Annotated in this window: 20 protein-coding genes; 7 read left to right on the forward strand and 13 right to left on the reverse strand. The window is 71.7% G+C overall.

Features of this window, described 5'->3' with window-relative positions; genetic code table 11:
- Positions 1–118: 118 nt before the first annotated feature.
- A complete protein-coding gene (locus ACFYY6_RS06900) occupies positions 119–2,338 on the forward strand; it encodes a germacradienol/geosmin synthase (protein ID WP_388652855.1) in 2,220 nt (739 codons plus the stop codon).
- 119 nt (positions 2,339–2,457) lie between these two features.
- Here the strand turns inward: ACFYY6_RS06900 and ACFYY6_RS06905 are convergent, their stop codons facing one another.
- Both ACFYY6_RS06905 and ACFYY6_RS06910 read right to left on the reverse strand, forming a co-directional pair.
- Entirely contained in the window at positions 2,458–2,958 is a 501-nt protein-coding gene (locus ACFYY6_RS06905) for a hypothetical protein (protein ID WP_386610509.1), read from the reverse strand.
- A 23-nt stretch (positions 2,959–2,981) separates the two neighbouring features.
- On the reverse strand, positions 2,982–3,725 hold the full coding sequence (locus ACFYY6_RS06910; RefSeq protein WP_351524953.1) for a TetR/AcrR family transcriptional regulator: 744 nt from the start codon (positions 3,723–3,725) through the stop codon (positions 2,982–2,984).
- An 81-nt stretch (positions 3,726–3,806) separates the two neighbouring features.
- On the opposite strand from ACFYY6_RS06910, the gene ACFYY6_RS06915 reads away from it, so the two are divergent.
- A complete protein-coding gene (locus ACFYY6_RS06915; RefSeq protein WP_389191981.1) occupies positions 3,807–5,246 on the forward strand; it encodes an MFS transporter in 1,440 nt (479 codons plus the stop codon).
- A 99-nt stretch (positions 5,247–5,345) separates the two neighbouring features.
- Here ACFYY6_RS06915 and ACFYY6_RS06920 read toward each other — a convergent pair whose 3' ends face one another.
- From ACFYY6_RS06920 to ACFYY6_RS06935, 4 genes are read right to left on the reverse strand one after another with little or no spacing between them, the layout of a single operon-like run.
- Positions 5,346–6,512 carry a thiolase domain-containing protein gene (locus ACFYY6_RS06920; RefSeq protein WP_351524951.1) on the reverse strand — a complete coding sequence of 389 codons (1,167 nt, stop codon included), beginning with the start codon at positions 6,510–6,512 and terminating at the stop codon, positions 5,346–5,348.
- Positions 6,502–7,557: a thiolase domain-containing protein gene (locus tag ACFYY6_RS06925; RefSeq protein ID WP_389191984.1), complete on the reverse strand. Its 1,056-nt coding sequence runs from the start codon at positions 7,555–7,557 to the stop codon at positions 6,502–6,504. Before ACFYY6_RS06925 ends, ACFYY6_RS06920 begins: the two co-directional genes overlap by 11 nt.
- The gene (locus ACFYY6_RS06930; protein ID WP_389191986.1) at positions 7,558–8,508 is read right to left on the reverse strand and encodes a Zn-ribbon domain-containing OB-fold protein; all 951 of its coding nucleotides are present in this window, start codon (positions 8,506–8,508) and stop codon (positions 7,558–7,560) included.
- Between the two features lie 15 nt (positions 8,509–8,523).
- On the reverse strand, positions 8,524–9,324 hold the full coding sequence (locus ACFYY6_RS06935) for a crotonase/enoyl-CoA hydratase family protein (protein WP_351524948.1): 801 nt from the start codon (positions 9,322–9,324) through the stop codon (positions 8,524–8,526).
- A gap of 165 nt (positions 9,325–9,489) precedes the next feature.
- On the opposite strand from ACFYY6_RS06935, the gene ACFYY6_RS06940 reads away from it, so the two are divergent.
- From ACFYY6_RS06940 to ACFYY6_RS06950, 3 genes are all read left to right on the forward strand, one after another.
- Entirely contained in the window at positions 9,490–11,145 is a 1,656-nt protein-coding gene (locus ACFYY6_RS06940) for an acyl-CoA synthetase (protein WP_351524947.1), read from the forward strand.
- A gap of 338 nt (positions 11,146–11,483) precedes the next feature.
- On the forward strand, positions 11,484–12,551 hold the full coding sequence (locus ACFYY6_RS06945; RefSeq protein ID WP_351524946.1) for a right-handed parallel beta-helix repeat-containing protein: 1,068 nt from the start codon (positions 11,484–11,486) through the stop codon (positions 12,549–12,551).
- Positions 12,552–12,586: 35 nt separating this feature from the next.
- On the forward strand, positions 12,587–13,672 hold the full coding sequence (locus ACFYY6_RS06950) for a methyltransferase (RefSeq protein WP_389191989.1): 1,086 nt from the start codon (positions 12,587–12,589) through the stop codon (positions 13,670–13,672).
- Positions 13,673–13,906: 234 nt separating this feature from the next.
- Here ACFYY6_RS06950 and ACFYY6_RS06955 read toward each other — a convergent pair whose 3' ends face one another.
- From ACFYY6_RS06955 to ACFYY6_RS06985, 7 genes are all read right to left on the reverse strand, one after another.
- Positions 13,907–14,242 carry a TcmI family type II polyketide cyclase gene (locus ACFYY6_RS06955; RefSeq protein ID WP_351624541.1) on the reverse strand — a complete coding sequence of 112 codons (336 nt, stop codon included), beginning with the start codon at positions 14,240–14,242 and terminating at the stop codon, positions 13,907–13,909.
- Between the two features lie 76 nt (positions 14,243–14,318).
- Positions 14,319–14,798, reverse strand: a complete 480-nt coding sequence (locus ACFYY6_RS06960; RefSeq protein ID WP_351525565.1) for an SRPBCC family protein — start codon at positions 14,796–14,798, stop codon at positions 14,319–14,321.
- 1 nt (position 14,799) lies between these two features.
- Positions 14,800–15,057 (reverse strand): acyl carrier protein, encoded by a 258-nt coding sequence (locus ACFYY6_RS06965; RefSeq protein ID WP_351525564.1) that lies wholly within the window; start codon positions 15,055–15,057, stop codon positions 14,800–14,802.
- 14 nt (positions 15,058–15,071) lie between these two features.
- On the reverse strand, positions 15,072–16,322 hold the full coding sequence (locus tag ACFYY6_RS06970) for a beta-ketoacyl synthase N-terminal-like domain-containing protein (protein WP_351624545.1): 1,251 nt from the start codon (positions 16,320–16,322) through the stop codon (positions 15,072–15,074).
- On the reverse strand, positions 16,319–17,587 hold the full coding sequence (locus tag ACFYY6_RS06975; protein ID WP_351525562.1) for a beta-ketoacyl-[acyl-carrier-protein] synthase family protein: 1,269 nt from the start codon (positions 17,585–17,587) through the stop codon (positions 16,319–16,321). The genes ACFYY6_RS06970 and ACFYY6_RS06975 overlap by 4 nt, the downstream gene beginning before the upstream one ends.
- A complete protein-coding gene (locus ACFYY6_RS06980; protein ID WP_351525561.1) occupies positions 17,584–18,018 on the reverse strand; it encodes a cupin domain-containing protein in 435 nt (144 codons plus the stop codon). The genes ACFYY6_RS06975 and ACFYY6_RS06980 overlap by 4 nt, the downstream gene beginning before the upstream one ends.
- 76 nt (positions 18,019–18,094) lie before the next feature.
- Positions 18,095–19,216 (reverse strand): SchA/CurD-like domain-containing protein, encoded by a 1,122-nt coding sequence (locus tag ACFYY6_RS06985; RefSeq protein WP_351525560.1) that lies wholly within the window; start codon positions 19,214–19,216, stop codon positions 18,095–18,097.
- Between the two features lie 264 nt (positions 19,217–19,480).
- Between ACFYY6_RS06985 and ACFYY6_RS06990 the strand changes: the two genes are divergently transcribed.
- Both ACFYY6_RS06990 and paaK read left to right on the forward strand, forming a co-directional pair.
- Positions 19,481–21,109 (forward strand): FAD-dependent monooxygenase, encoded by a 1,629-nt coding sequence (locus ACFYY6_RS06990; RefSeq protein WP_360119233.1) that lies wholly within the window; start codon positions 19,481–19,483, stop codon positions 21,107–21,109.
- Between the two features lie 184 nt (positions 21,110–21,293).
- On the forward strand, positions 21,294–22,583 hold the full coding sequence (gene paaK, locus ACFYY6_RS06995; RefSeq protein ID WP_389191992.1) for a phenylacetate--CoA ligase PaaK: 1,290 nt from the start codon (positions 21,294–21,296) through the stop codon (positions 22,581–22,583).
- Positions 22,584–22,620 lie beyond the last annotated feature (37 nt).

A 22,620-nucleotide genomic window follows, 5' to 3' on the forward strand; every position in this document is an offset into this window, starting at 1 on the left:
CCATTCATGTGACTAATTGCGGATGTGCGTGCCCCGAACGGCCGAAGGGTAGTGCTCGCGCGGACACCCGGTCCGTGCGGCGTGCGCACGGCGAGATCTCGGAAAGGCCCGACACAACATGGCTCAGCCCTTCACCCTGCCGGACTTCTATGTTCCTCATCCGGCCCGGCTCAATCCCCATGTCGAGGAGGCGCGGCGGCACACCAAGGAGTGGGCGCGCGGCATGGGAATGCTGGAGGGTTCGGGCGTCTGGGAGGAGAAGGACCTCGACTCCCACGACTACGCGCTGCTGTGCGCGTACACCCACCCCGACTGCTCGTCGGAGGCGCTCTCGCTGGTCACCGACTGGTACGTGTGGGTCTTCTTCTTCGACGACCACTTCCTGGAGCTGTTCAAACGCACCCTCGACCGCGAGGGCGGCAAGCGGTATCTGGACCGGTTGCCCGCGTTCATGCCGAGGGACCGCGGGGCGGCGATGCCCGAGCCGACGAATCCGGTCGAGGCGGGCCTGGCCGATCTGTGGGCGCGTACGGTGCCGGGCATGTCCGATGCCTGGCTGGCCCGGTTCGCCGAGGCGACGGAGAACCTACTCAACGAGTCGTTGTGGGAGCTGGCCAACATCGACGAGGGACGCATCGCGAACCCCGTCGAGTACATCGAGATGCGCCGCAAGGTGGGCGGCGCCCCCTGGTCGGCGGGTCTCGTGGAGTACGCGGCGGGTGCGGAGGTCCCCGCGGCCGTGGCGGACGAGCGTGCGCTGCGGGTGCTGCGGGACGCCTTCTCCGACGGGGTGCATCTGCGCAACGACCTGTTCTCGTACCAGCGCGAGGTCGAGGACGAGGGCGAGAACAGCAACGGCGTGCTGGTGCTGGAACATTTCCTCGGCTGCTCGACGCAGGAGGCGGCCGACGCGGTGAACGATCTGCTGACGTCCCGGCTCCAGCAGTTCGAGAACACCGTGCTCACCGAACTCGGCCCGCTGTGCGCGGAGAAGGCACTGGGCCCGGAGCGGACGGCGGCGGTCCTGGCATACGTCAAGGGCTTGCAGGACTGGCAGTCGGGCGGCCACGAATGGCACATGCGCTCCAGCCGGTACATGAACGACGGTGGCAAGGCCGGCGACCGGTCCGGACCCGCCTTCGGCATGGCCGCGGCGTCGATCCGGCCGACCCTCCGCTCGGAGACGGCCCGGCTGCGCAGTCACACGCATGTGCCGTACCAGTACGTCGGCCCGTCGCTGCTGCCCGACTTCGAACTGCCGTTCGACACGACCCTCAGCCCCCATCTGGAGGGTGCGCGGGTGCGGATCGTCGACTGGTCGAGGCGGATGGGGATCCTGGAGGCGCAGCCGGGTGTGCCGGGCTCGCACATCTGGGACGAGGAACGGCTCGTCGCGTTCGACCTGCCGTTGTGCGCGGCGGGGCTGCATCCCGACGCGACGCCGGGGGAACTGGATCTCGCCTCGCAGTGGCTGACCTGGGGGACGTACGGCGACGACTGGTTCCCGGTGGTGCACGGGCGGGCCCGCGATCTGACCGGGGCCAGGCTCGCCAACGAGCGGCTCTCGCTGTTCATGCCGCTGGACGGGGCCGGGACCCCCGAACCGGTCAACGCGCTGGAGCGGGGGCTCGCCGATCTGTGGACGAGGACCTCCGCGCCGATGGACGCGGGCGCGCGACGCACGTTCCGGACGGCGGTCGAGGACATGACCGCGAGCTGGCTGTGGGAGCTGGCCAACCAGGTGCAGAACCGCATCCCGGACCCGGTGGACTATGTCGAGATGCGGCGCATGACGTTCGGCTCCGACCTGACGATGAGCCTGTGCCGGCTGGGCCACGGCCGGAAGGTGCCGGAGGAGATCTACCGCAGCGGTCCGCTGCGCTCGCTGGAGAACGCGGCGGCGGACTACGCGTGCCTGCTGAACGATCTGTTCTCGTACCAGAAGGAGATCGAGTACGAGGGCGAGGTGCACAACGGTGTCCTGGTCGTGCAGAACTTCTTCGGGGTGGACTATCCGACCGGGGTGCGGATCGTGTACGACCTGATGAAGTCGCGGCTGCGCCAGTTCCTGCATGTCGCGGAGCGGGAACTCCCGGTGCTGTACGACGATTTCGGGCTGGACGCCGAGGCGAGGGAGATCCTGGCCGGATACGTGCTCGAACTCGAGCACTGGATCGCGGGCATCCTGATCTGGCACCGGGGCTGCCGTCGCTACCGGGAGCAGGACCTGCGGCGGGGCACCGGCACCCCGTGCCTGCTGAGCGGGCCCACGGGGATCGGTGTTTCGGCGGCGCGGGTGACGGCGTTGTTCGCTCCGCTCGCGGGCGGCCGCGTCTAGTGCTTCGAAAGTAGCGTCGTTCGCCCGAAGGGCCGGACGGGACCTTCGAAACATGTCCTGGTTGCCCGGGCATCGTCCGCGGCCGCGCGACCCGAGGCGCGCGGCCGCGAAGGGACGTTTCAGCCCTGCTGGAACAGCTCGGCGGGCAGCGGCTTCAGGAGCGTGTACAGGTCGTCGGTGATCGGCCGGTCCCAGCTGGCGATGGTGACGAGCACACCGTCGCTGCGGTCGAACTGGACGCAGGAGATACGGCTCTCGGAGAGCTTGATCCGGCGGACGATGAGCAGGTTGTCGCCCTGCATCACCGGCATGTCCTCGGCGCCGGTGACCTCGACCGGTTCGTCGTTCTCCAGCGCGAGCAGCAGTTGTGCGACCTCGAACGGGACCTGGCCCTCCTCGGTCTCGCGCGCGGGCGAACCCTCCGGGAGGTTGCCGATGATCATCGCGGGGCCCCGGCCGCCGAACAGGTCGTAGCGCAGGAAGACTCCCTGGCAGCTCCCGTCCGGGGCGGGCAGCAGACCCGCGCCGAGGTTTCCGGGCCAGTCACCCGGGTCCATGGCCAGGACGTCGAAGTCGGGGCCCGCGGGTGTGGCGGCGCTGCGGCGGCGGAGGAAGGACATGCGGACATGGTACGTGTCCGGGCTCACGTCGCGGCGCCGGGGCCGCGCGGGGCGGGGCGTTCGGACGGGTCCGCCCCGGCGCCGGAGGCTCCGGCGTTCCAGTGGTGGGCGTACCCGTCGGCGTGGAGGTGGCCGGGCGAGGGGGCGTGCGACGTGGCCCGGCTGACGCTGACCAGGCGGGCGTAGTCCTGGGCGACGCCCCGCAATAGTGCGTGCACGGCCTCCTCGACGTCCTCGTCGGCGGTGGAGCCGTGGCCGAACAGGGCGCGGTAGTGGACCAGGGAGGCCAGCAGGTCCAGGACCAGTTCACGGTCGACGTGTTCGCGCAGGTCACCGCGTGCGATGGCCGCGTCGAGGACCTGGGCCACCGCCTCGCGCGGCGGGTCGAACAGGGTGCGCATGAACGCCTCGTTCAGTTCCTCGTCACCGCCGCAGTCGGCGCGCAGCGCGGCCAGGGCATCGGGCGGCATGCGCCGGAAGACGGTCAGCTGCAGCTTGATCGCGTCGCAGAGGTCGCAGATCGTGCACCCGGTGTCCGGTGGCCGCAGATCACCGAGCTGGGCACCGAGCGCGTCCAGCACCAGCGCGGGAAGGTTCGGCCAGCGCCGGTAGACGGCGGCCTTGTTGGTCCCGGCTCGGCGCGCGATCGCCTCAATCGCGAGTCCCCCGTATCCGGCCTCGGCCAGCAGGGCCAGTGCCGCCGTCCGGACAGCTTGATCGATGCCCAGGTCCCGTGGGCGTCCCGCCCGCTGCTTGCCGTCCCGCATCCGGCCAGGCTAACAATTAGATACGGTACGGTGCGTAATGAAATTACCCGAAGCAGCAGTGCGGTGAGGGCGGGAGAGGCCATGACCACGGAAGAAGCGACGGGCACCGGGGCCGCGGCGGCCACCCCGGGGTGGCGGGACCTGTTGGGCCGCGAACACGGAGCGGTCGCCGCGGCCCTCGCCGGCGGGGTCGCCCTGCACGCGGTCAACGTCTACCTCGCCACCACGGTGCTGCCGTCGGTCATCGAGGACATCGGCGGCGCCCGGCTGTACGCGTGGGCGACGACCGTCTTCGTGGTGGCCTCGGTCCTGGGGTCCGTCCTGGCCGCCGCGGTGCTCGCCCGGACCGGTCCGCGCGCGGCGTACCGGTGGTCGGCGGCGGCGCTGCTCGTGGGGACCGTCGTCTGCGCGCTGGCGCCGAACATGCTCGTGCTGCTGGTCGGCAGGGCGGTCCAGGGGCTCGGCGGCGGTCTGCTGTTCGCCCTGTGCTACTCGGTCGTGCGGATCGTCTTCGAGGAGGCCCTCTGGCCCCGGGCCATGGCCCTGGTCTCCGCGATGTGGGGCGTCGCGACCCTGGTCGGCCCGGCCCTGGGCGGCGCGTGGGCGCAGGCGCATGTGTGGCGGGGTGCCTTCTGGACGCTCGTGCCGCTGCTCGCACTGTGCGCGGGGCCGGGTGCGCGCCGGCTGCCGGGGCGCGACGGGGAACCGGGCTCCGTGCGTCTGCCCTGGGGAACCGTGGGTCTGCTCTCGACGGCGGTGCTGGTGGTCTCGGCCGCGAGCGTGGCGGAGTCGTTGTCCGTCAATGCCGCGGGGGTGCTCGTCGCGGTGGCGTTGCTGTGGCTGTGGGCGCGCCACGAGCGGGCCGCGGCGGTGCGGGTGCTGCCCCGGGCGGCGTTCGGCCCGGACCGGCGGCTGCGCCTGACCTACGTCACCATGGCCGGCCTGGTCGTCGCGTCCTGCGTGGAGGTGTTCGTGCCGTTCTTCGGGCAGCGTCTCCAGGGCCTCGGCCCCCTCGAGGCCGGATACCTCGGTGCGGCGATGGCGGCGGGCTGGACGCTCGGTTCGGTCGTGCTCAGCGGTGCGACGTCCCGGCGGGCGCTGGTCGTCGCCACCGCACCGGTCTTCAGCCTCGTGGGCCTCGTGGTGCTCGTGGCGGTGGCCCCGGTCCGGTCCTCCGGGGCGGCCGCGGTGTCGGCGGTGGCGGCCGGGCTGGTCCTGCTCGGGTGGGGGGTCGGCGCCGCGTGGCCGCATCTGCTCACCGACGTGCTGCGCCTGTCCGGGGACACCGACCAGGACGTCGCCGGGGCCTCGACGACCACGGTCCAGCTGACCGCGACCGCGTTCGGCTCGGCGGTCGCCGGGATGGTCGCCAACGCCTCCGGCTTCGCCGATCCGGCCACCACGGCGGACGCCGCACGCCATCTGTTCGCCGTGTTCCTGGTCCCGGCCGCGGTGGCGCTGGCCGGCGCGGTCCTGGTGTCGCGTGCCGGCGCCGGGAAGCGGTCCCCGGCCGGGAAATGACGACCTGGGACGCGGTAGGGAGCGGGCTCCCTGCCGCTCCCCAGGCCGTGACGCGCGGGGGACCGGGACCGTCCCCGCCCCGGTCCGGACGGCGCGCGGTCAGCCGCTGGGGGGTTCGGCTCCCACCAGCCACATGGAGAAGAACTGCGAGCCGCCGCCGTAGGCGTGGCCGAGCGCCGTGCGCGCCCCCTCGACCTGGTGCTCGCCCGCCCGGCCGCGGACCTGCAGCGCCGCCTCGGCGAAGCGGATCATGCCGGAGGCGCCGATGGGGTTGGTGGAGAGCACTCCGCCCGAGGGGTTCACCGGGAGGTCGCCGTCGAGCGCGGTGACCCCTGACTCGGTGAGCTTCCAGCCCTCGCCCTCGTCCGCGAAGCCGAGGTTCTCCAGCCACATGGGCTCGTACCAGGAGAAGGGCACGTACATCTCCACGACGTCGATCTGCCGTCGCGGGTCGTCGATCCCCGCCTGCCGGTACACGTCGGCGGCGCAGTCCCGGCCCGCGCGCGGCGAGACGAAGTCCTTGCCGGCGAAGAGCGTCGGTTCGCTGCGCATCGCGCCGCCGTGCACCCAGGCGGGCGGGTGCGGCGAACGCCCGGCCCCGGCGCGGTCGGTGAGGACCATGGCGCAGGCGCCGTCGGAGGACGGGCAGGTCTCCGAGTACCGGATCGGGTCCCAGAGCATCGGCGCGGACCGGACCTTCTCCAGGGTGATGCCCGGGTCGTGGATGTGGGCGTACGGATTCTTCAGCGCGTTGCGGCGGTCCTTGTACGCGACGAGGGAGCCGACCGTGTCGGGCGCCCCGGTGCGGCGCATGTAGGCCCTCACGTGCGGGGCGAAGAAGCCGCCCGCGCCGGCGAGCAGCGGCTGCTGGAACGGGACCGGCAGCGAGAGCCCCCACATAGCGTTGGACTCGGACTGCTTCTCGAAGGCGAGGGTCAGGACGGTGCGGTGCACCCGTGCGGCGACCAGATCGGCGGCGACGAGCGCGGTGGAGCCGCCGACGGATCCCGCCGTGTGCACCCGCAGCATCGGTTTGCCGACCGCGCCGAGGGCGTCCGCGAGGTAGAGCTCCGGCATCATCAGGCCCTCGAAGAAGTCGGGGGCCTTGCCGATGACGACGGCGTCGATGTCGGACCATGCCAGCCCGGCGTCCTCCAGGGCGCGGACGGCGGCCTCGCGGACGAGTCCGGCGATGGAGACGTCCCGGCGGGCGGAGACGTGCTTCGTCTGGCCGATGCCGACGACGGCCACGGGCTCATCGGACATGAGCGCCCTCCCCTTCGAGTACGGCGACCAGGTTCTGCTGCAGGCAGGGGCCGGAGGTGGCGTGGGCGAGCGCCCGGTCGGACTCGCCCCGGTGGATGCGGGCCGCGGCCTCGCCGAGCCGGATCAGCCCGGCGGCCATGACGGGGTTGGCGGCGAGCGCGCCGCCGGACGGGTTGACGGTGACGGTGTCGTCGAGCCGCAGCGCCTTGCGCAGGACGACCTCCTGCGAGGTGAACGGGGCGTGCAGCTCGGCGGTGTCGACGGGGCGTTCGAAGACCCCGGCGCGTTCGGCGGCGAGCCGGGTGGACGGGGACTCGGTCAGTTCGCGGACGCCGAGGCCGTGTGCCTCGATGCGGTGGTCGATGCCCCGGATCCAGGCGGGGCGGGGGCACAGGGCCCGCGCAGTGTCGCCGACGGCGAGGATCACGGCGGCCGCGCCGTCGCCGACGGGCGGGCAGTCACCGGTGCGCAGCGGCCGTACCACGTAGTCGCCCGCCGGGACCGGTCCGGTGAGCTGGGCGTGCGGGTTGTCCGCGGCGACGGTGCGGTTGCGGGCGCCGATCGCGGCGAGTGCGGCCTCGTCGGTGTCGCCCGCGTCGATCAGGGCCTGGGCCTGGAGTGCGGCGAGTGCGACGGAGTCGGGCCAGAGCGGGCCGACGTAGTAGGGGTCGAGCTGGCGGGTGAGGACGTCGCGCAGGGAACCGGGCGAGGACTTGCCGTAGGAGTAGACGAGTGCGGTGTCGGCCCGGCCGGACCGGAGCTTCACCCATGCCTCGTACAGCGCCCAGGCGCCGTCCATCTCCACGTGGGACTCGGAGACCGGCGGGCAGGCGCCGACTCCGTCGAGCGCCATGGTGAAGGAGAAGGCGCGGCCCGCCAGGTAGTCGCTGGAGCCGGAGCAGATGAAACCGAGGTCGCCGGCGGCGAGCCCGGTCCGGTCGAGGACCCGGTGGAGCACGGGCATCAGCATCTCGACCTCGGAGAGTTCGTCGGTGCGGCGCAGATGGTCGGTCTGCGCGAAGGCGACGATCGCCACGTCTCGCATCTACAACAGCTCCTTGTACGCGTCGTAGTCGGCGTCCGGCTCGCCGGTCGGCCGGTAGTGGTCGGGGTGGCGCGCACCCTCGGTCCAGACCGGTTCGACCCGCAGGCCCATGCGCACCTGGTCGTAGGGGATGCCGCCGATCCGCGCGTGCAGCGCGAGGTCCGCGCCGTCGAGGGCGATGTGCGCGTAGACGTAGGGGACCTCGATGTCGAGGTTCGCCGTATGGGAGGCCTTGATGTTGACGACGCAGTACGTGGTCACGGTGCCGCGCGGGCCGACCTCGACCTGTTCCGCGGTGGCGACGCCGCAGGTGGGGCAGGCGCCGCGGGGCGGCACATAGACCTTCTCGCAGGACGGGCAGCGTTCGCCCGTGATGCGTCGCTCGGCCAGCGCCGCGAGGTAGCCGCCGAGGGCACGGCCGGGGGTGTAGCGGTAGTCGAGGCGGGCGGGGGTGACGATGCCGGTGACGGGGTCGTCGAACTCGCCGCTGTGCGGGGCGGGCCGGCCGGTCTCCCCGTCGTACGGTTCGAAGCAGGCGATGTCGGTGATTGCGCCGGTGCGGTCGGGGGCCCAGCGGATCCGTACGCGCATGCCGGTGCGGACGGCCTCGGGGCCGGGGGCGTCCAGGGCGTGCAGGAGGGCGGTGTCGGCGCCGTCGAGGCGCACCAGGACCCAGGCGAAGGGGGTGCCGAGCGGCTGGCGCGGGCGCGGGTGCGGGTTCCAGGCCCAGGTGGTGACCGTCCCGGTGGCGGCGACCTCGGTGAGTTCGCGGAGCTCCCGCGCGGTGACGGGGTCGTACTCGACGGGCGGGACGAGGGTCCTTCCGTCGTCGGTCCGTACGCCGAGGACGGTGCGTTCGCGCAGCCCGGTGAGGAAGGCGCTCTGGACCGGGCCCAGGGAGCGGGTGAAGGGGAATTCGACCACCAGGGGTGCGCTGAGGGTTTCGGGCACGGGTGCCTCCTCGGTTCAGGAACGCCGGTAGACGGGCGGACGCTTCTCGGCGAAGGCGCGCGCGCCTTCCTCGGCGTCGTCGGTGGCGAAGACCGGCCATCCGCGCTTCAGCTCGGCGGCCAGGCCCTCGGTCTCGGTCAGTTCGGCGCACTCGTACACGGACGCCTTGACGGCCTCGACGGCGAGCGGCCCGCAGGCGTTGATCCGCTCGGCGACGACGAGGGCCTCCTCCAGCGCGGTGCCGTCGGGCACGACCCTGCCGACCAGTCCGACGGCGGCGGCCTCCTCGGCGCTGTACGGGCGTCCGGTGAGGAGCATTTCGAGCGCGTGGGTGCGGGCGATCTGGCGCGGCAGCCGCACCGTCGAGCCGCCGATGGGGAAGAGGCCGCGCCGGACCTCGAAGAGGCCGAAGGTGGCGCCCGCCCCGGCGATCCGGATGTCGGTGCCCTGGAGGATCTCGGTGCCCCCGGCCACGCAGGGGCCCTCGACGGCGGCGATCACCGGTTTGCGGGGGCGGTGGTGGCGCAGCATCGCCTTCCAGTGCAGATCCGGGTCGGCGGCCATCCGGTCGCGGTACCGTTCGCCCTCCATCCCCTTGCCCGACAGGGCCTTGAGGTCCATTCCCGCGCAGAAGCAGCCTCCGGCGCCGGTGAGGACGATCGAGCGGACCGTGTCGTCCTCGTCCGCCGCGAGCCAGCCGTCGTACAGCCCGACCAGCATCGACAGCGAGAGGGCGTTCTTCGCCTCGGGCCTGTTCAGGGTGAGCACCGTCGTGGCGCCCTCGCGCCGCACGGTGAGGTGTTCCGTACCACTCATCGTCTGCCTCCCGTCTCACGTCCCGGAACAGGTTGCAGGAGGCGGGGAGCCAGTTCAATAGTTTTCTGACAGGTAGTCAGATTTATTGGGCCGCACCCTTCCCACTTGTGCGTCCCGGCGCTCTAATGACGCCGTGTCCGTCAGCAGCCGGGGTCAGGAGGAGCGGTGGAGTACAACCTTGCCGACCTGTTCGAGTCGGTCGTCGACGCGGTCCCGGGACGCGAGGCGCTCGTCTACGTCGACCATCCCGGCACGGGCGCGGAGCGCCGGCTGACGTACGCGCAACTGGACGCCGCCGCCAACCGCGTCGCCCACCACCTGCTGCACGCGGGGATCGCCGCCGGGGAGCACGTGGGGCTGCACCTCTACAACGGGGTCGAATACCTCCAGACGCTACTGGCCTGCCTCAAGGCCCGCCTCGTTCCGGTCAACGTCAACTACCGATACGTGGAGGAGGAGCTGGCCTACCTCTACCGTGACGCGGATCTGGCGGCACTGGTCTTCGACGCCGAGTTCGACGACCGGGTCCGGGCCGCCGCCCCGAAGGCCCCGACCCTGCGCCATCTGATCCGGGTGGGCGCACCGGCAGAAGCGGTCCGCGGCCCGGACGCGGTGGCGTTCGAGGACGCCGAGGCGGGCGGCAGCCCGGGACGCGGGTTCGCGCCGCGGTCCGCCGACGACCAGTTCATCATCTACACCGGGGGCACCACGGGCATGCCCAAGGGTGTGATGTGGCGTCAGGAGGACCTCTTCTTCTCGGGTCTCGGCGGCGGCGCGCCGACCGGCGAACCGGTGAATTCCCCGGAGGAGCTCGCGCGGCGGGTGGCCGCGGGCGGGGACGGCATCACGTTCTTCCCCACTCCCCCGCTGATGCACGGCACGTCGACGCTCACCGCGTTCATCGCCTTCGACTTCGGCCAACGGGTGGTGGTACACCGCAAGTTCGTGCCGCAGGAGGTGCTCCGGACGATCGAGAAGGAGAAGGTCACCAGCGTCTCCCTGGTGGGTGACGCGATGCTGCGGCCGCTGATCGACGCGCTCAGGGGCCCGCTGAGGGGCACCGACTGTTCGTCGTTGTTCTCCGTCTCCAGCTCGGGCGCGATCATGTCGGACTCGGTGCGCGCGGAGTTCCAGGAACTGGTGCCGACGGCGATGCTGCTGAACAACTTCGGCTCGTCGGAGTCCGGGTTCAATGGCACGGCGACGCCCGACTCGGGTCCGGAGAAGGGGTTCCGTCTCCGGGTCAACTCCCGTACGGCGGTGGTGGATCCGGTGACGTACGAGCCGGTGGCGCCCGGTGAGCCGGGGCGGCTGGCCCAGTGCGGCCATGTGCCGCTCGGCTACTACAACGATCCGCGCAAGACCGCGGAGACGTTCTTCCGGCGGGACGGCCGACGCTGGGTGCTGCTCGGCGACATGGCGACCGTGGACGAGGACGGCATCGTCACGGTCCTGGGCCGGGGCTCGCAGTGCATCAACACGGGCGGCGAGAAGGTGTACCCGGAGGAGGTCGAGCAGGCGCTGAAGGCGCACCCGGACGTGTACGACGCCCTGGTCGCCGGGGTGCCGGACGAGCGATGGGGCAATCATGTCGCGGCGGTGGTGCAGCTGCGCGAGGGCGCCCGGGAACCCTCGCTCGACGACGTCCAGGCGCACTGCCGGGCCCGGCTGGCCGGTTACAAGATCCCCCGGCGGCTGGTGATCGCCCGGCAGATCCAGCGCTCCCCCAGCGGCAAGGCCGACTACCGGTGGGCCCGCGCGGTCGTCGCTTCCCCGCGCGGCGCCGAGGACCGGGACGACGTAACGGCTCCTGGGGCCTGAGACGACGTACGGGTCCTCGGCGGCCGGGAACCGGGCCGGCGTACCGGCCCCCCGGCGGCCGAGCGCGCCCCGGCGCCGCACCCCGGACAGGGCCCGGGGGTCTCCGCGCCACCCGGACGGCCCCGGCCCGCCGCACCCGGAAAGCACCCGAACGGCCCCGCCGCGCACCGCCGGCGGTCCGCCCTCCGCTCCTTCACCCGCAGCGCCGAAGTGCCCGGGCAGCTCGTCCGCCGCCCTTTTCCGGGCTGTGCCCCGCGCCCTGAGCCATTGCGGCTATACCGGTACCCGACCGCTCACTCTATGTGGCAAAGGGGGGAAAACGCCCATAGCTTCGGCATATGAGGAAACGACACTTCAAGGCCCTCGTCCCCGTCGTGGTCGCCTCGGCCGCCGGGCTCGGCGCGGCCGTTCCGTCAGCATCGACCACCAGCCCCCATGTGGTGCGCCCCGGCCAGTCGATCCAGAAGGCGGTGGACGCCGCCCGGCCGGGCGACACCGTCGTGGTCCAGCCCGGCACGTACCGGGAGTCCGTCCTGATCGACAAGGCCGGGCTCACCCTGCGCGGCTACGGCGAGCGCACCGTCATCCGTCCGGCGGCCGGGAAGGCGCGGGCGACGGACGCCTGCGCGAAGGCCGGGAGCGGGATCTGCGTCCTGGGACGGTCCGGCGGGACCGTCGACGGGGTGACCCTCGACTCGCTGACCGTCTCCGGCTTCCAGAAGAACGGCGTCTGGGCCTCCTGGACGGACCGGCTGGCCGTACGGCGCGTGACCGCCGAACGCAACGGCGTCTGGGGCATCGCCCAGGAACGCTCCACGCGCGGCTCGTTCATGGGCAACACCGCGCGCGCCAACGGAGACGCGGGCATCTTCGTCGCCAACACCATCAGCGAGGAGGGCGGCGCCACCGACACCCGGGGCACCGAACTCCAGGGCAACACGCTGTCGGACAACCGCATCGGTTTCACCGCCCGGCGCGTGAGGAACCTGTCGGTCCACGACAACACCTTTACCGCCAACTGCAGCGGTGTGTTCGTGGTCGGCGACGAGGGCAGGCCGCAGGCCGGGGCGATGACGATCCAGTCCAACCGGATCATCGCCAACAACAAGTACTGCGCGAAGACGGAGAGGCTGCCCGCCATCCAGGGCTCGGGCATCGTGCTCACCGGCGCGGCGGACACCCGGGTCCGCTCCAACACGATCAGCGACAACACGGGCGCCACGCCGATGTCCGGCGGCGTCGTGCTGTTCAAGAGCTTCGTGGACACGAAGAACAACAACAACACCGTCAGCGGCAACGTCGCGCTCGGCAACAAGCCCGCCGACCTCGCCAACGGGGACACCGGCAAGGGCAACACCTTCGTATCCAACGTCTGCTCGAAGTCCACACCGGCCGGGATGTGCTGACCGGCGCACCCCCGCACGAGGAGAAGCGAATCGGCATGACCACTGTGAGTCCCACTCCCGCACCCACCCCGACCACCGCCCACGGCGCCGCCGTCCCCCACCCCGGTGCGGTCCCGCACCCCGGCATGCAGCTGCGCGAGATCGTCTTCGGGGCGGCCCGCGCCGCCGCCGTGCGCGCCGCGGCCCGGCTGGGCGTCGCCGACGCGCTCGGCGACACACCCGCCGACGTGCGGGAGCTCGCCGCACTCGTGGGAACCGAACCGGCGCCGCTGCGCCGGCTGCTGCGCGCCCTGTCCTGCTACGGGATCTTCGCCGAGACCCCGGACGGCTGCTTCGCCCACACGGACATGTCCCGCCTGCTGCGCGAGGACGACCCCCACAGCCTCCGCCACATCTCCCTGTGGTGCACCGAGCCCTGGACCTGGGACGTCTGGCCGCGACTCGACGACGCGGTACGCACCGGCCGCAGCGTCTTCCAGGACGTCCACGGCAAGGGCTTCTTCGACTACCTCCACCAGGACGCCCACGAGTCGGCCCAGGTGTTCAACCGGGCCATGACCACCTCCAGCGTGCAGTCGGCCCTGGACGTGGCCGAACTCCTCGACCTCACCGGGGTGTCCGTGGTCGCCGACATCGGCGGCGGCCAGGGACACGTGCTGGCGAGCCTGCTGGAGAAGCATCCGACACTGCGCGGCACCCTCATGGACCTGCCGGGCGTGGTGGCGCGGGCGGACGCCCGGCTGCGGGACGAGGGGCCGCTCACCGAGCGGGCCCGCATCGTGGCCGGGGACTGCCGCGAGGCCATCCCGGTCCAGGCCGACCTCTACATCATCAAGAACATCCTGGAATGGGACGACGACAGCACGCGCCGCACCCTGCGCAACGTCATCCGCGCGGCCCGTCCGGGCGCCCGCGTCGTCGTCATCGAGAACCTCGTCGACGACACCCCCTCCATGCGGTTCACCACCGCGATGGACCTGCTGCTGCTCCTCAACGTCGGCGGCGCGAAGCACACCAGGGAGAGCCTGGTCGGCCGGATCTCGGACGCCGGACTCGTGATCGACAGGATCGTGCCGGTCAACCCCTACCTGCACGCCTTCGAATGCGTGGTCCCCGACTGAGTCCGGGACCACGCGAAGTGCCCCGGGTCCGGACGGACCCGGGGCACTTCGCGTGGCGCGTTCGGGCGGCCTAGTGCTGTGACCGGGAAGGTTTGCCGGGTGGCTCGCGGCGTCCGGTGCGGTGCATCGCAAGGCGGAGCATCGTCCGCGTACTGGACGTACGCGGGTGATGCGACAACACCGCGAGGTGCCGTGCCGGGCATCGCGAGCCGGTGAACCTTCCCGGTCACAGCACTAGGCGGGGGCGGCCCCGCGCTCCCAGCGGTAGAACTCCTGGGCCATGGCGTCCTTGGGGCTGCGCCAGGTCTCGGGGTCGTACGCGCTCACGTAGGCGCCGAGCCGCTCGCTGACGGCCTGGAACTCCGGGTGCTGCGTCACCTTGGCGATCTCGGGGCCCGGCGGGCGTTCCGATTCGATGAGGTGCAGATAGACGTCGCCGAACTGGAACAGCTTGCGCCGGGTGACACCGACGAGGTGCGGCAGTTCGGTGCTGTCGGAAGCGGCGAAGACCCGGGCGATGTCGGGCGCCGAACCCGGTGCCATCCGGGCGACGATCAGGGCGTGGTGCATCGTTGCGTGCCTTTCTCGGTCCCGGCTCGGCACCCGGTCGCGACCGGGTGCCGAGCCGTGGAAGGGGTACGAGGGGTCAGCCGGCCGACACCGGGGCGGTGCGGCGCTCCCGGGCACGCTGTTCGATCTTGTCCCGGATGAGACCCATCTGGACCTTGGAGTTGCGGTTGATGTTGTCGGTCATCCACGCGTCGTCGACGGGTGCGTCGGGCCGCATCGCGAAGTCCTGGGTCCAGTGCATCCTGGTGCCCCCGGGAACCTCGGAGTACTCCCAGCGGATGTCCATGTGCTGGAAGGGGCCCGGCTCGACACGGCGCGCGCGGACCGTGCGAGCGGCACGGTCGACGGTCCGCTCGGAGACCCAGCTCCAGATCTTGTCGTTCTCGTCGGGGTGCATGGTCAGGCGGAACTTCGTCCGGTCGCCGTCCCGTTCGATGATCTCGACGGCGGCGTACTCGCTGAACAGGCTCGGCCAGTTCTCCAGGTCGTTCGTCACGTCCCAGACCAGGTCCAGGGGGGCGGCGATGGTGATCTCGTTCTCGGTGTGTCCGGGCACGTCAGGCTCCTTGCATGAGGCTGTTGTTGACGAGGTCGAGGAATTCACGGGGGGTCCTGCAGCGGTCGGCGTCGGTCGGCAGCGCCCGCCCGTGCCGGTTCTCCAGCACGCCCACGATGCCGAGCAGGCCCAACGAGTCGAGGCCGAACTCGTCGAAGGCGACCTGGGGGCTCTTCTCCATCTCGCGCGGGTCCACGGTGAGCCCGGCGCCCTTCTTCATCAGCGCGGCGAGTTCCGTGTAGGTCAGTCGGTCGGTCATGAGACTTCTCCTTCTCACGATGGGGTATCGGTGGAGCGCCGCAGCACCAGGGCCGCGTTCGAGCCCATGAGCCCGCGGCTGAGCACCAGCGCCGTGCGCAGTTCGGCGGGGCGGGCGCTGCCGGTGACGACGTCGAGGTCGTGACACACCTCGTAGACGTTCGGCGTGGGCGGTATCAGGGCGTTCTCCATGGCGAGCACGGCGGCGGCCGCGTCCAGCACCGGTGCACCGCAGTAGGCGCGTCCGATCCCGGACTTGGGGGCCGTCACCGGTACCTGCCGGCCGTGCGCACCGAGCGCGTCGGCGATCGCGAGCGCCTCGGCGCGGTCGGCGGCCGGCACGCCGAGGGCGTCCGCGAAGACGACGTCGATCTCGTCCGGTGCGCAGTCGGCCTCCCGCAGCGCGCCGATGATCGCCTGGGCGAGGCCCTCCCGGGACTCCTCCCAGCGGCCCGCCCCGGTGAACGTGGCGGCGTGCCCGGCGAGTTCGGCCCGGACCCGGGCGCCGCGCCGGCGTGCCGACTGCTCCTCCTCGACCACCAGCATGGCTCCGCCCTCGGCCGGCACGAAGCCGCAGGCGTCCGAGGTGAACGGCAGGTAGGCGCGGGAGGGTTCGTCGCGGGTGCTCAGGTCGTCGTACCCGAGCTGGCACACCACCGAATAGGGCGCCAGTGGTGCCTCGGCTGCCCCCACCACCACCGCCTCGGCGCCACCGCGGATCGAGCGGGCGGCGTGGGCCAGCGCGTCCAGTCCGCCCGCCTCGTCGCTGGCCACGACGCCGCACGGACCCTTGAACCCGCCGCGGATGGAGATCTGACCGGTGCTGGCGGCGTAGAACCAGGCGATGGACTGGTACGGGCCCACGTACGTGGATCCCTGCCCCCACAGCCGTTGGAGTTCGCGCTGCCCGAACTCGCCGCCGCCGGACCCGGCGGCGGTCACCACACCGACGTCGAACGGTGAATCCTCGTAGTCGGCTCGGCCCAGCCGGGCGTCGTCCAGGGCGATGTCCGCGGCGGCCATCGCGAAGTGCGTGAACCGGTCGGTCTGGACGACGAAGCGTTCCTCGACCAGCTCGGCCGCCTCGAAGTCCCGCACCTCGCCCGCGACTCGCAGCGGAAGGTGCTCGCACCCCTCGCGGGAGACCCGGTCGAGGACGCTGATGCCCTCCTGCGTCCGCTTCCAGAACGCTTCGGTACCGGTTCCACCGGGGGCGACGACACCGATGCCGGTGACGACGGTCCGCCGGGCTCCGCGGCTTCTCATGGTGTCCTCCCACCTGTCCGGGTCAGGGCCACCGCGGACTGGAATCCGCCGAAGCCGCTGCCGACCGAGAGGACACTGCGCAGCTTCAGCGGACGCGCGGTGCGCGGCACGTAGTCGAGATCGCATTCCGGGTCCGGGCTCTCGTAGTTCGCCGTCGGCGGCACCGTCTGGTGCACCAGGGCCAGTACGCAGGCGGCGATCTCTATGGCCCCGATCGCCCCCAGCGAGTGCCCGACCATGGACTTGATCGAACTCATCGGCACGTCGTAGGCGTGCGCGCCCAGGGCCCGCTTCACCGCCGCCGTCTCGTGCCGGTCGTTCTGCTTGGTGCCCGAGCCGTGCGCGTTGACGTAGTCGATCTGCGAACCGTCCAGCCGGGCGTGGCCCAGTGCGCGGTCGATCGCCTCGGCCATCTCCAGTCCCTCGGGCGTCAGCCCGGTCATGTGGTACGCGTTGCCGAAGGTGGCGTACCCCGCGATCTCGCAGTACACGGTCGCGCCGCGGGCGCGGGCGTGCTCCAGCTCCTCCAGGACCAGCACCGCCCCGCCCTCGCCCATCACGAATCCGTCGCGGCGGGCGTCGAAGGGCCGGGAGGCGTGCTCCGGGTCGTCGTTGTTGGGCGAGGTGGCCTTGATCGCGTCGAAGCACGCCACCGTGATGGGGGTGATCGGCGAGTCGGACGCCCCGGCGACGCAGACGTCCACACGTCCTTCCTCGATGGACTGGAAGGCGTACCCGATCGCGTCGAGTCCGGAGGTGCAGCCCGTGGACACGGTCTGCACCGGGCCGTGGGCGCCGATCTGCTCGGCCACCGCCGAGGCGAGCGTGCTGGGCGAGAAGGCCCGTTCCAGGTGCGGCCCGGCCGGCCGGGGGTCGACGTCCCAGCGGGCACCGCCGCCGCTGACGGCGACGTAGTCGTGCTCCAGCCGGGTGGTGCCGCCGACCGCGGTGCCGAGCGACACCCCCATCCGCCAGGGGTCCACCTTCCCGGGGTCGAGACCGGCGTCGTCGAGGGCCTCCCTGGCGCCCACCATGGCGAACTGGACGTAGCGGTCCGAACGGGCGATCTCGTCGGCGTCCAGGCCGTGTGCCGCCGGGTCGAAGTCGCACTCGGCGGCGATGCGGGAGCGGAATCCGGTGGGGTCGAAGAGCGTGATGCCCCTGGTGGCGGTACGTCCGTTCGCGAGGAGGTCCCAGAAGGCCGGTACGCCGATGCCCCCGGGGGCGACGACACCGACGCCGGTGACCGCCACGCGTCGGGTCATGAGGAGGCCTCCGTCCGCTCCGGCGGTGCGACGCGGTCGTCGGATCCGGTGTGTTCGGTGTCGACGTGGCCGAGTTCGGGGCGCGGCGCGAGCGGCCCGAGGTGGAAGACCATGCGCGCCTCGACGTCCCCCACGTTCCGGAACCGGTGGCGCACATGGGGAGGGATCAGCAGTCCCTGGTCGGGCCGCAGCTTGTACGGCTCGTCGTCCAGGTCCACCTCCAGGAGGCCGTCGACGACGTACACGAACTCCTCGGAGTACGGGTGGTAGTGCTCGCCGATGCGGTCGCCGGGCTGGACGATGGCCAGCCCCATGAAGCCGCTGGTGGCTCCCACGGCGGTCGGCGTGAGCATGGCGCGAAGGTCTCCTCCGCGCCTGCGGTTGGGCTGCGTCTCGCTGAGGTCCACGATGCGTGGCCGGTACGTGGTCATGACTGCTTTCCTCCTGGCACATTGCGCGTTGTGTTGACGGGTTGAGCGAGAACCCCCCGGAGTGCGGACGCGCGGTTCAGGACTCCGTGGCGCGCCGGTCGGTGATCAGCGACATCTCGGCCGCCGCGAGGAAGTCCGCGATCTCCCGGTCGTCGGTGGGCACGGTGTTCGTAGCGCCGTCGAGGAGGCGTCCGAGCCTGGCCACCTTGCCGGGACCGTCGATGCCGACGGCCTGGGCGGGCTGCGCGTCGAGGGGTTCGACCGCTTCGAGGAGGCGGACGACCACGTCGTCGCGCTGGAAGATGGTGCTGCTGTCGATGATGCTCGCCGGATCGTCGGCGGCTTCCTCGTCGTGGCCGGCGAGCAGGCGGGCGAGTGCCATGCCGCAGCCCGGCCTGGCCTGGTAGAAGAGCGCGTGCCGGCGTACGTCGGCGGCGGCGTGACGGCCGGCGGTCACGTGGTGGACGGTGGGGAGCGCCGCCCGGGTGAAGAACATGCGGGCGGAGTCCGGGTCGCTGAGGTCCCGGTCCTGTTCCAGGTACGGGTTGATGGCCTCCTCGACGGCCCGGACCTCCGGCTGGCGGGCGACGTGGCGCAGGGCGGCGAGGAGGTCGCCCTCGACCTCGATGGCCCGTACGACGCGGTTGCCGTGCATGAAGAGCGAGGTGCGGCGCAGTCGGGTGTCCTCGTCGACACGCGCGCTCGGGGACTCGTAATCGGCGAGGATCTTGGCCACGATGCCCTCGGTGCCGGGCTGGACGGTGAACGTGAGCGCGTGGCGCACCACCCCGTCGCCCAGGCGGGGCGACGCCTGCAGCTTGCCCTTGGCCGTCTCGGGCGCGAGCTCGAACGCCTTCCCGGTCTCCCGCAGGACGCTGAAGCGCAGCGAACGGGTGTCGCGCACGCAGTTGTGCAGCGGCTGGACCGTCGCCACGTGCTCCTCGCTGTTCACCCAGGCGAGGAAGGGCGGGGCGCTCTCCCATTCGCTGGTGATCAGCCACTGCGAGGGGTTCTCGATGGACTGGCACAGCTGGTCGCTGATGTGTCCGGGGACGGACGCCACCTGGTTGCGCAGGTGTTCGTACGCTTCCAGGAACTGCTGCTGGGCCCCGTCGTAGAGGTCGAGCAGCAGCACGACACGCAGTCGGGAACCGTCGAAGGCGGACTGGGAGATCCGTTCCGAGAGGGTGCTGGTCATGTGGGTCTCCTTCGAGACGGCGTCGTGGGCAGCCCGGAGGCATGCCGTCAACCGTCGGTTGGCGAGTGGGTCCGGAGCGGGGACTCTCCCTGCGGATGCGGGTGGTCCGCCCCCGTGACAGCGGGCATCGTCTCCGTGACCGATCGTGAAACGCTGGTCCGGGTGGCGCGAGATTTATGAACCGTTCAGGTGAGCGGCCGTCCGAACCGCTCCGACAAGGGCATGGAACAAGGCAACCGAACGGCGTCCGAGCTGGAGCAACTGATGAACGAGAACGTCGACATTCGCGTACCGGTCCTCATCGTGGGCGGCTCCCTGGTGGGCCTGTCCGCATCACTCTTCCTCGGCCGGCTCGGCATCGAGCATCTGCTGGTCGAGAAGCACCGCGCCACCTCGACGCATCCGCGAGGCCGCGGCAACAACGTGCGCACGATGGAGGTGTTCCGCACTGCCGGCACCGAACCGGCGATCCGCGAGGCGGCGTCGGTGCTCGCCGGCAACCACGGAATCCTGCAGGCGGGGTCGCTCACCGGGGACGACCAGAGGTGGTTGTTCAAGGAGATCGACCCGGGCGGCGGGCTGGCCCGTTTCAGTCCGACCGGCTGGTGCCTGTGCAGTCAGAACGACCTGGAGCCCGTGCTGCTGGAGCAGGCGCTCGGGCAGGGCGGCGATCTGCGGTTCTCGACCGAGCTGCAGAGCTTCGAACAGGACGCGTCGGGAGTGGACGCGGCCCTCAAGAGCCGGGAGACCGGTGAGCACATCAGTGTCCGCGCGGACTATCTCATCGCCGCCGACGGGGCGCGCAGCCCCATCCGTGAGCAACTGCGGATCGGCCGGACGGGGCCGGGCGACCTGTTCCACAACGTCAGCATCACCTTCCGTTCGCGGCGGCTCGCCGAAGTACTGGGCGACCGCCGCTTCATCGTCTGCTATCTGACCAACCCCGCCGCGGACGGAGCGCTGCTGCCCGTGGACAACGAGAAGGACTGGGTGTTCCACGCCCCGTGGCAGCCCCGGCTCGGCGAGATGCTGGAGGACTTCACCGACGAGCGGTGCGCCGCGCACATCCGCACCGCGGTCGGGGCGCCGGACCTCGACATCGAGATCACCGGCAGGGCGCCGTGGCACGCGGCGGAACGCGTCGCGGAGCGGTACGGCTCCGGCAGGGTGTTCCTCGCCGGGGACTCGGCCCACGAGATGTCCCCCACCGGGGCGTTCGGTTCCAACACCGGTATCCAGGACGCGCACAACCTGGCCTGGAAGCTCGCCGCCGTGCTGCGGGGCGAGGCGGGTCCGGGTCTGCTGGAGACCTACGAGGCGGAACGGCTGCCAGTGGCGCGGGCGACGAGCGCGCGGGCCTCGGCGCGCTCCAGCGAGCACAGCCACCCGGGCTACACCGCGGCCCCGGGAGTGGGCGGTGGGAGGCAGGGCGGGATGCTCGCCGTGGCCCTGGGCTACCGCTATCTCCGGGGCGCCGTGCTGGGCGCCGAACCGGATCAGCCGGTGGTGCCGGAGAAGATGCAGCTGGACGGCAGGCCCGGCAGCCGCGCGCCGCATCTGTGGGTGCGTCAGGCCGGCGGGCGCAAGTCGACCCTGGATCTGTACGAGAGCACCTTCGTGCTGCTCACCGACGGTGGGGACGTGGCGTGGCGGCGGGCGGCCGAGCGGGTCGCCGCCAGGCTGTCGGTACGGCTGCGGGTGTACGGCGTGGGCCCCGGTGCCGACCTGGAGCCGGAGGGCGGGGCCGACTGGGCGCAGGCCCACGGCACGACGCCCGAGGGCGCCGTGCTGGTGCGTCCCGACGGTTTCGTCGCCTGGCGGTCGACGGGCTCCGTCGACGATGCCGAGGCCACCCTCCACGATGTCCTGACCTCACTGCTGCACCGGTCCTGACCGGCCCGTCGCGCTCCCGGCCGGCACGGCCGGGGCGGGCTCGCGGCGGACGGGCGGGGCGGAAACGAGGGGCGACGCGAATGATCCGCGTCGCCCCTCTTGCCATGGGGCGGAACCTCCTGAATTACTGCTCCAGGAAGATCGACCGAATGATCGGTCGTCTGCTCGGGAGAGGGAGATCCGGATGACGTCTCTGCGGGACTCGGCGGAAGGACTGGGCCGGGACGAGCTGGAGGCACTCCAGCTGGAGCGGCTGCGCGCCACGCTGCGCCACGCGTACGAGAACGTCGGCCACTACCGGGCCGCGTTCGATGCGGCCGGGCTGCGGCCGGACGACTGCCGCACGCTCGCCGATCTCGGCCGCTTCCCCTTCACGACCAAGGCGGACCTGCGGGACAACTACCCCTTCGGCATGTTCGCCGTTCCCGAGGAACGGGTGCGCAGGATCCACGCGTCGAGCGGGACGACGGGCCGTCCGACCGTCGTCGGCTACACCGAGCGGGACCTGGACACCTGGGCGGACGTGGTCGCCCGCTCGATCCGGGCGGCGGGCGGGCGCCCCGGGCACAAGGTCCATGTGGCGTACGGATACGGGCTGTTCACCGGCGGTCTGGGGGCGCACTACGGGGCGGAACGGCTCGGCTGCACGGTCATCCCCGCCTCCGGTGGCATGACGGCACGTCAGGTGCAGCTGATCCAGGACTTCCGGCCCGACATCATCATGGTGACGCCGTCGTACATGCTGACGCTGCTCGACGAGTTCGAGCGGCAGGGCGTGGATCCGCGCACGACCTCCCTGAAGGTGGGAATCTTCGGCGCCGAACCGTGGACGGAGGGGATGCGGCGCGAGATCGAGGAGCGGTTCGCGATCGACGCGGTCGACATCTACGGGCTGTCGGAGGTCATGGGCCCCGGTGTGGCGCAGGAGTGCGTGGAGGCCAAGGACGGGCTGCACATCTGGGAGGACCACTTCTATCCGGAGATCGTCGACCCGTTCACCGGGGAGGTCCTGCCGGACGGTGAGGAGGGCGAGCTGGTCTTCACCTCGCTCACCAAGGAGGCCATGCCGGTGATCCGTTACCGGACGAGGGACCTGACCCGGCTGCTGCCCGGCACGGCGCGGGTCTTCCGGCGGATGGAGAAGGTGACCGGGCGCAGCGACGACCTGGTGATCCTGCGCGGCGTGAACCTCTACCCGACCCAGGTCGAGGAGATCGTGCTGCGCACACCGGGCGTCGCGCCGCACTTCCAGCTGCGGCTGACCCGCGAGGGCCGCCTCGACTCCCTGACCGTACGGGCGGAGGCCCGGGCCGGTGCCACCCCCGAGCAACGGAGGGCCGCCGAGGAGTCGATCGCGACCGCGGTCAAGGACGGGATCGGGGTCTCGGTGGGGGCCGAGATCGTGGATCCCGGGACGCTGGAGCGGTCGGTGGGCAAGTTCCGGCGGATCGTGGACGAACGCGGCGGGCGGTAGCGGGTCGGCGGGGACGCCGCGGGGCCGCGCCGTCCCC

The sequence above is a fragment of the Streptomyces sp. NPDC001750 genome (genome assembly GCF_042892615.1).
Classification (GTDB): Bacteria; Actinomycetota; Actinomycetes; order Streptomycetales; family Streptomycetaceae; genus Streptomyces.

Bases quoted from the DNA above. Each gene is read 5' to 3' on its own strand.
- ACFYY6_RS06980 (WP_351525561.1), bottom strand. From the start codon at position 18,018: ATGACCACGTACCGGCCACGCATCGTGGACCTCAGCGAGACGCAGCCC.
- ACFYY6_RS06915 (WP_389191981.1), top strand. From the start codon at position 3,807: ATGACCACGGAAGAAGCGACGGGCACCGGGGCCGCGGCGGCCACCCCG.
- ACFYY6_RS06985 (WP_351525560.1), bottom strand. From the start codon at position 19,216: ATGACCAGCACCCTCTCGGAACGGATCTCCCAGTCCGCCTTCGACGGT.
- paaK (WP_389191992.1), top strand. From the start codon at position 21,294: ATGACGTCTCTGCGGGACTCGGCGGAAGGACTGGGCCGGGACGAGCTG.
- ACFYY6_RS06970 (WP_351624545.1), bottom strand. From the start codon at position 16,322: ATGAGAAGCCGCGGAGCCCGGCGGACCGTCGTCACCGGCATCGGTGTC.
- ACFYY6_RS06945 (WP_351524946.1), top strand. From the start codon at position 11,484: ATGAGGAAACGACACTTCAAGGCCCTCGTCCCCGTCGTGGTCGCCTCG.
- ACFYY6_RS06925 (WP_389191984.1), bottom strand. From the start codon at position 7,557: ATGCGAGACGTGGCGATCGTCGCCTTCGCGCAGACCGACCATCTGCGC.
- ACFYY6_RS06955 (WP_351624541.1), bottom strand. From the start codon at position 14,242: ATGCACCACGCCCTGATCGTCGCCCGGATGGCACCGGGTTCGGCGCCC.
- ACFYY6_RS06950 (WP_389191989.1), top strand. From the start codon at position 12,587: ATGACCACTGTGAGTCCCACTCCCGCACCCACCCCGACCACCGCCCAC.
- ACFYY6_RS06900 (WP_388652855.1), top strand. From the start codon at position 119: ATGGCTCAGCCCTTCACCCTGCCGGACTTCTATGTTCCTCATCCGGCC.
- ACFYY6_RS06975 (WP_351525562.1), bottom strand. From the start codon at position 17,587: ATGACCCGACGCGTGGCGGTCACCGGCGTCGGTGTCGTCGCCCCCGGG.
- ACFYY6_RS06990 (WP_360119233.1), top strand. From the start codon at position 19,481: ATGAACGAGAACGTCGACATTCGCGTACCGGTCCTCATCGTGGGCGGC.
- ACFYY6_RS06935 (WP_351524948.1), bottom strand. From the start codon at position 9,324: ATGAGTGGTACGGAACACCTCACCGTGCGGCGCGAGGGCGCCACGACG.
- ACFYY6_RS06920 (WP_351524951.1), bottom strand. From the start codon at position 6,512: ATGTCCGATGAGCCCGTGGCCGTCGTCGGCATCGGCCAGACGAAGCAC.
- ACFYY6_RS06910 (WP_351524953.1), bottom strand. From the start codon at position 3,725: ATGCGGGACGGCAAGCAGCGGGCGGGACGCCCACGGGACCTGGGCATC.
- ACFYY6_RS06905 (WP_386610509.1), bottom strand. From the start codon at position 2,958: ATGTCCTTCCTCCGCCGCCGCAGCGCCGCCACACCCGCGGGCCCCGAC.
- ACFYY6_RS06965 (WP_351525564.1), bottom strand. From the start codon at position 15,057: ATGACCGACCGACTGACCTACACGGAACTCGCCGCGCTGATGAAGAAG.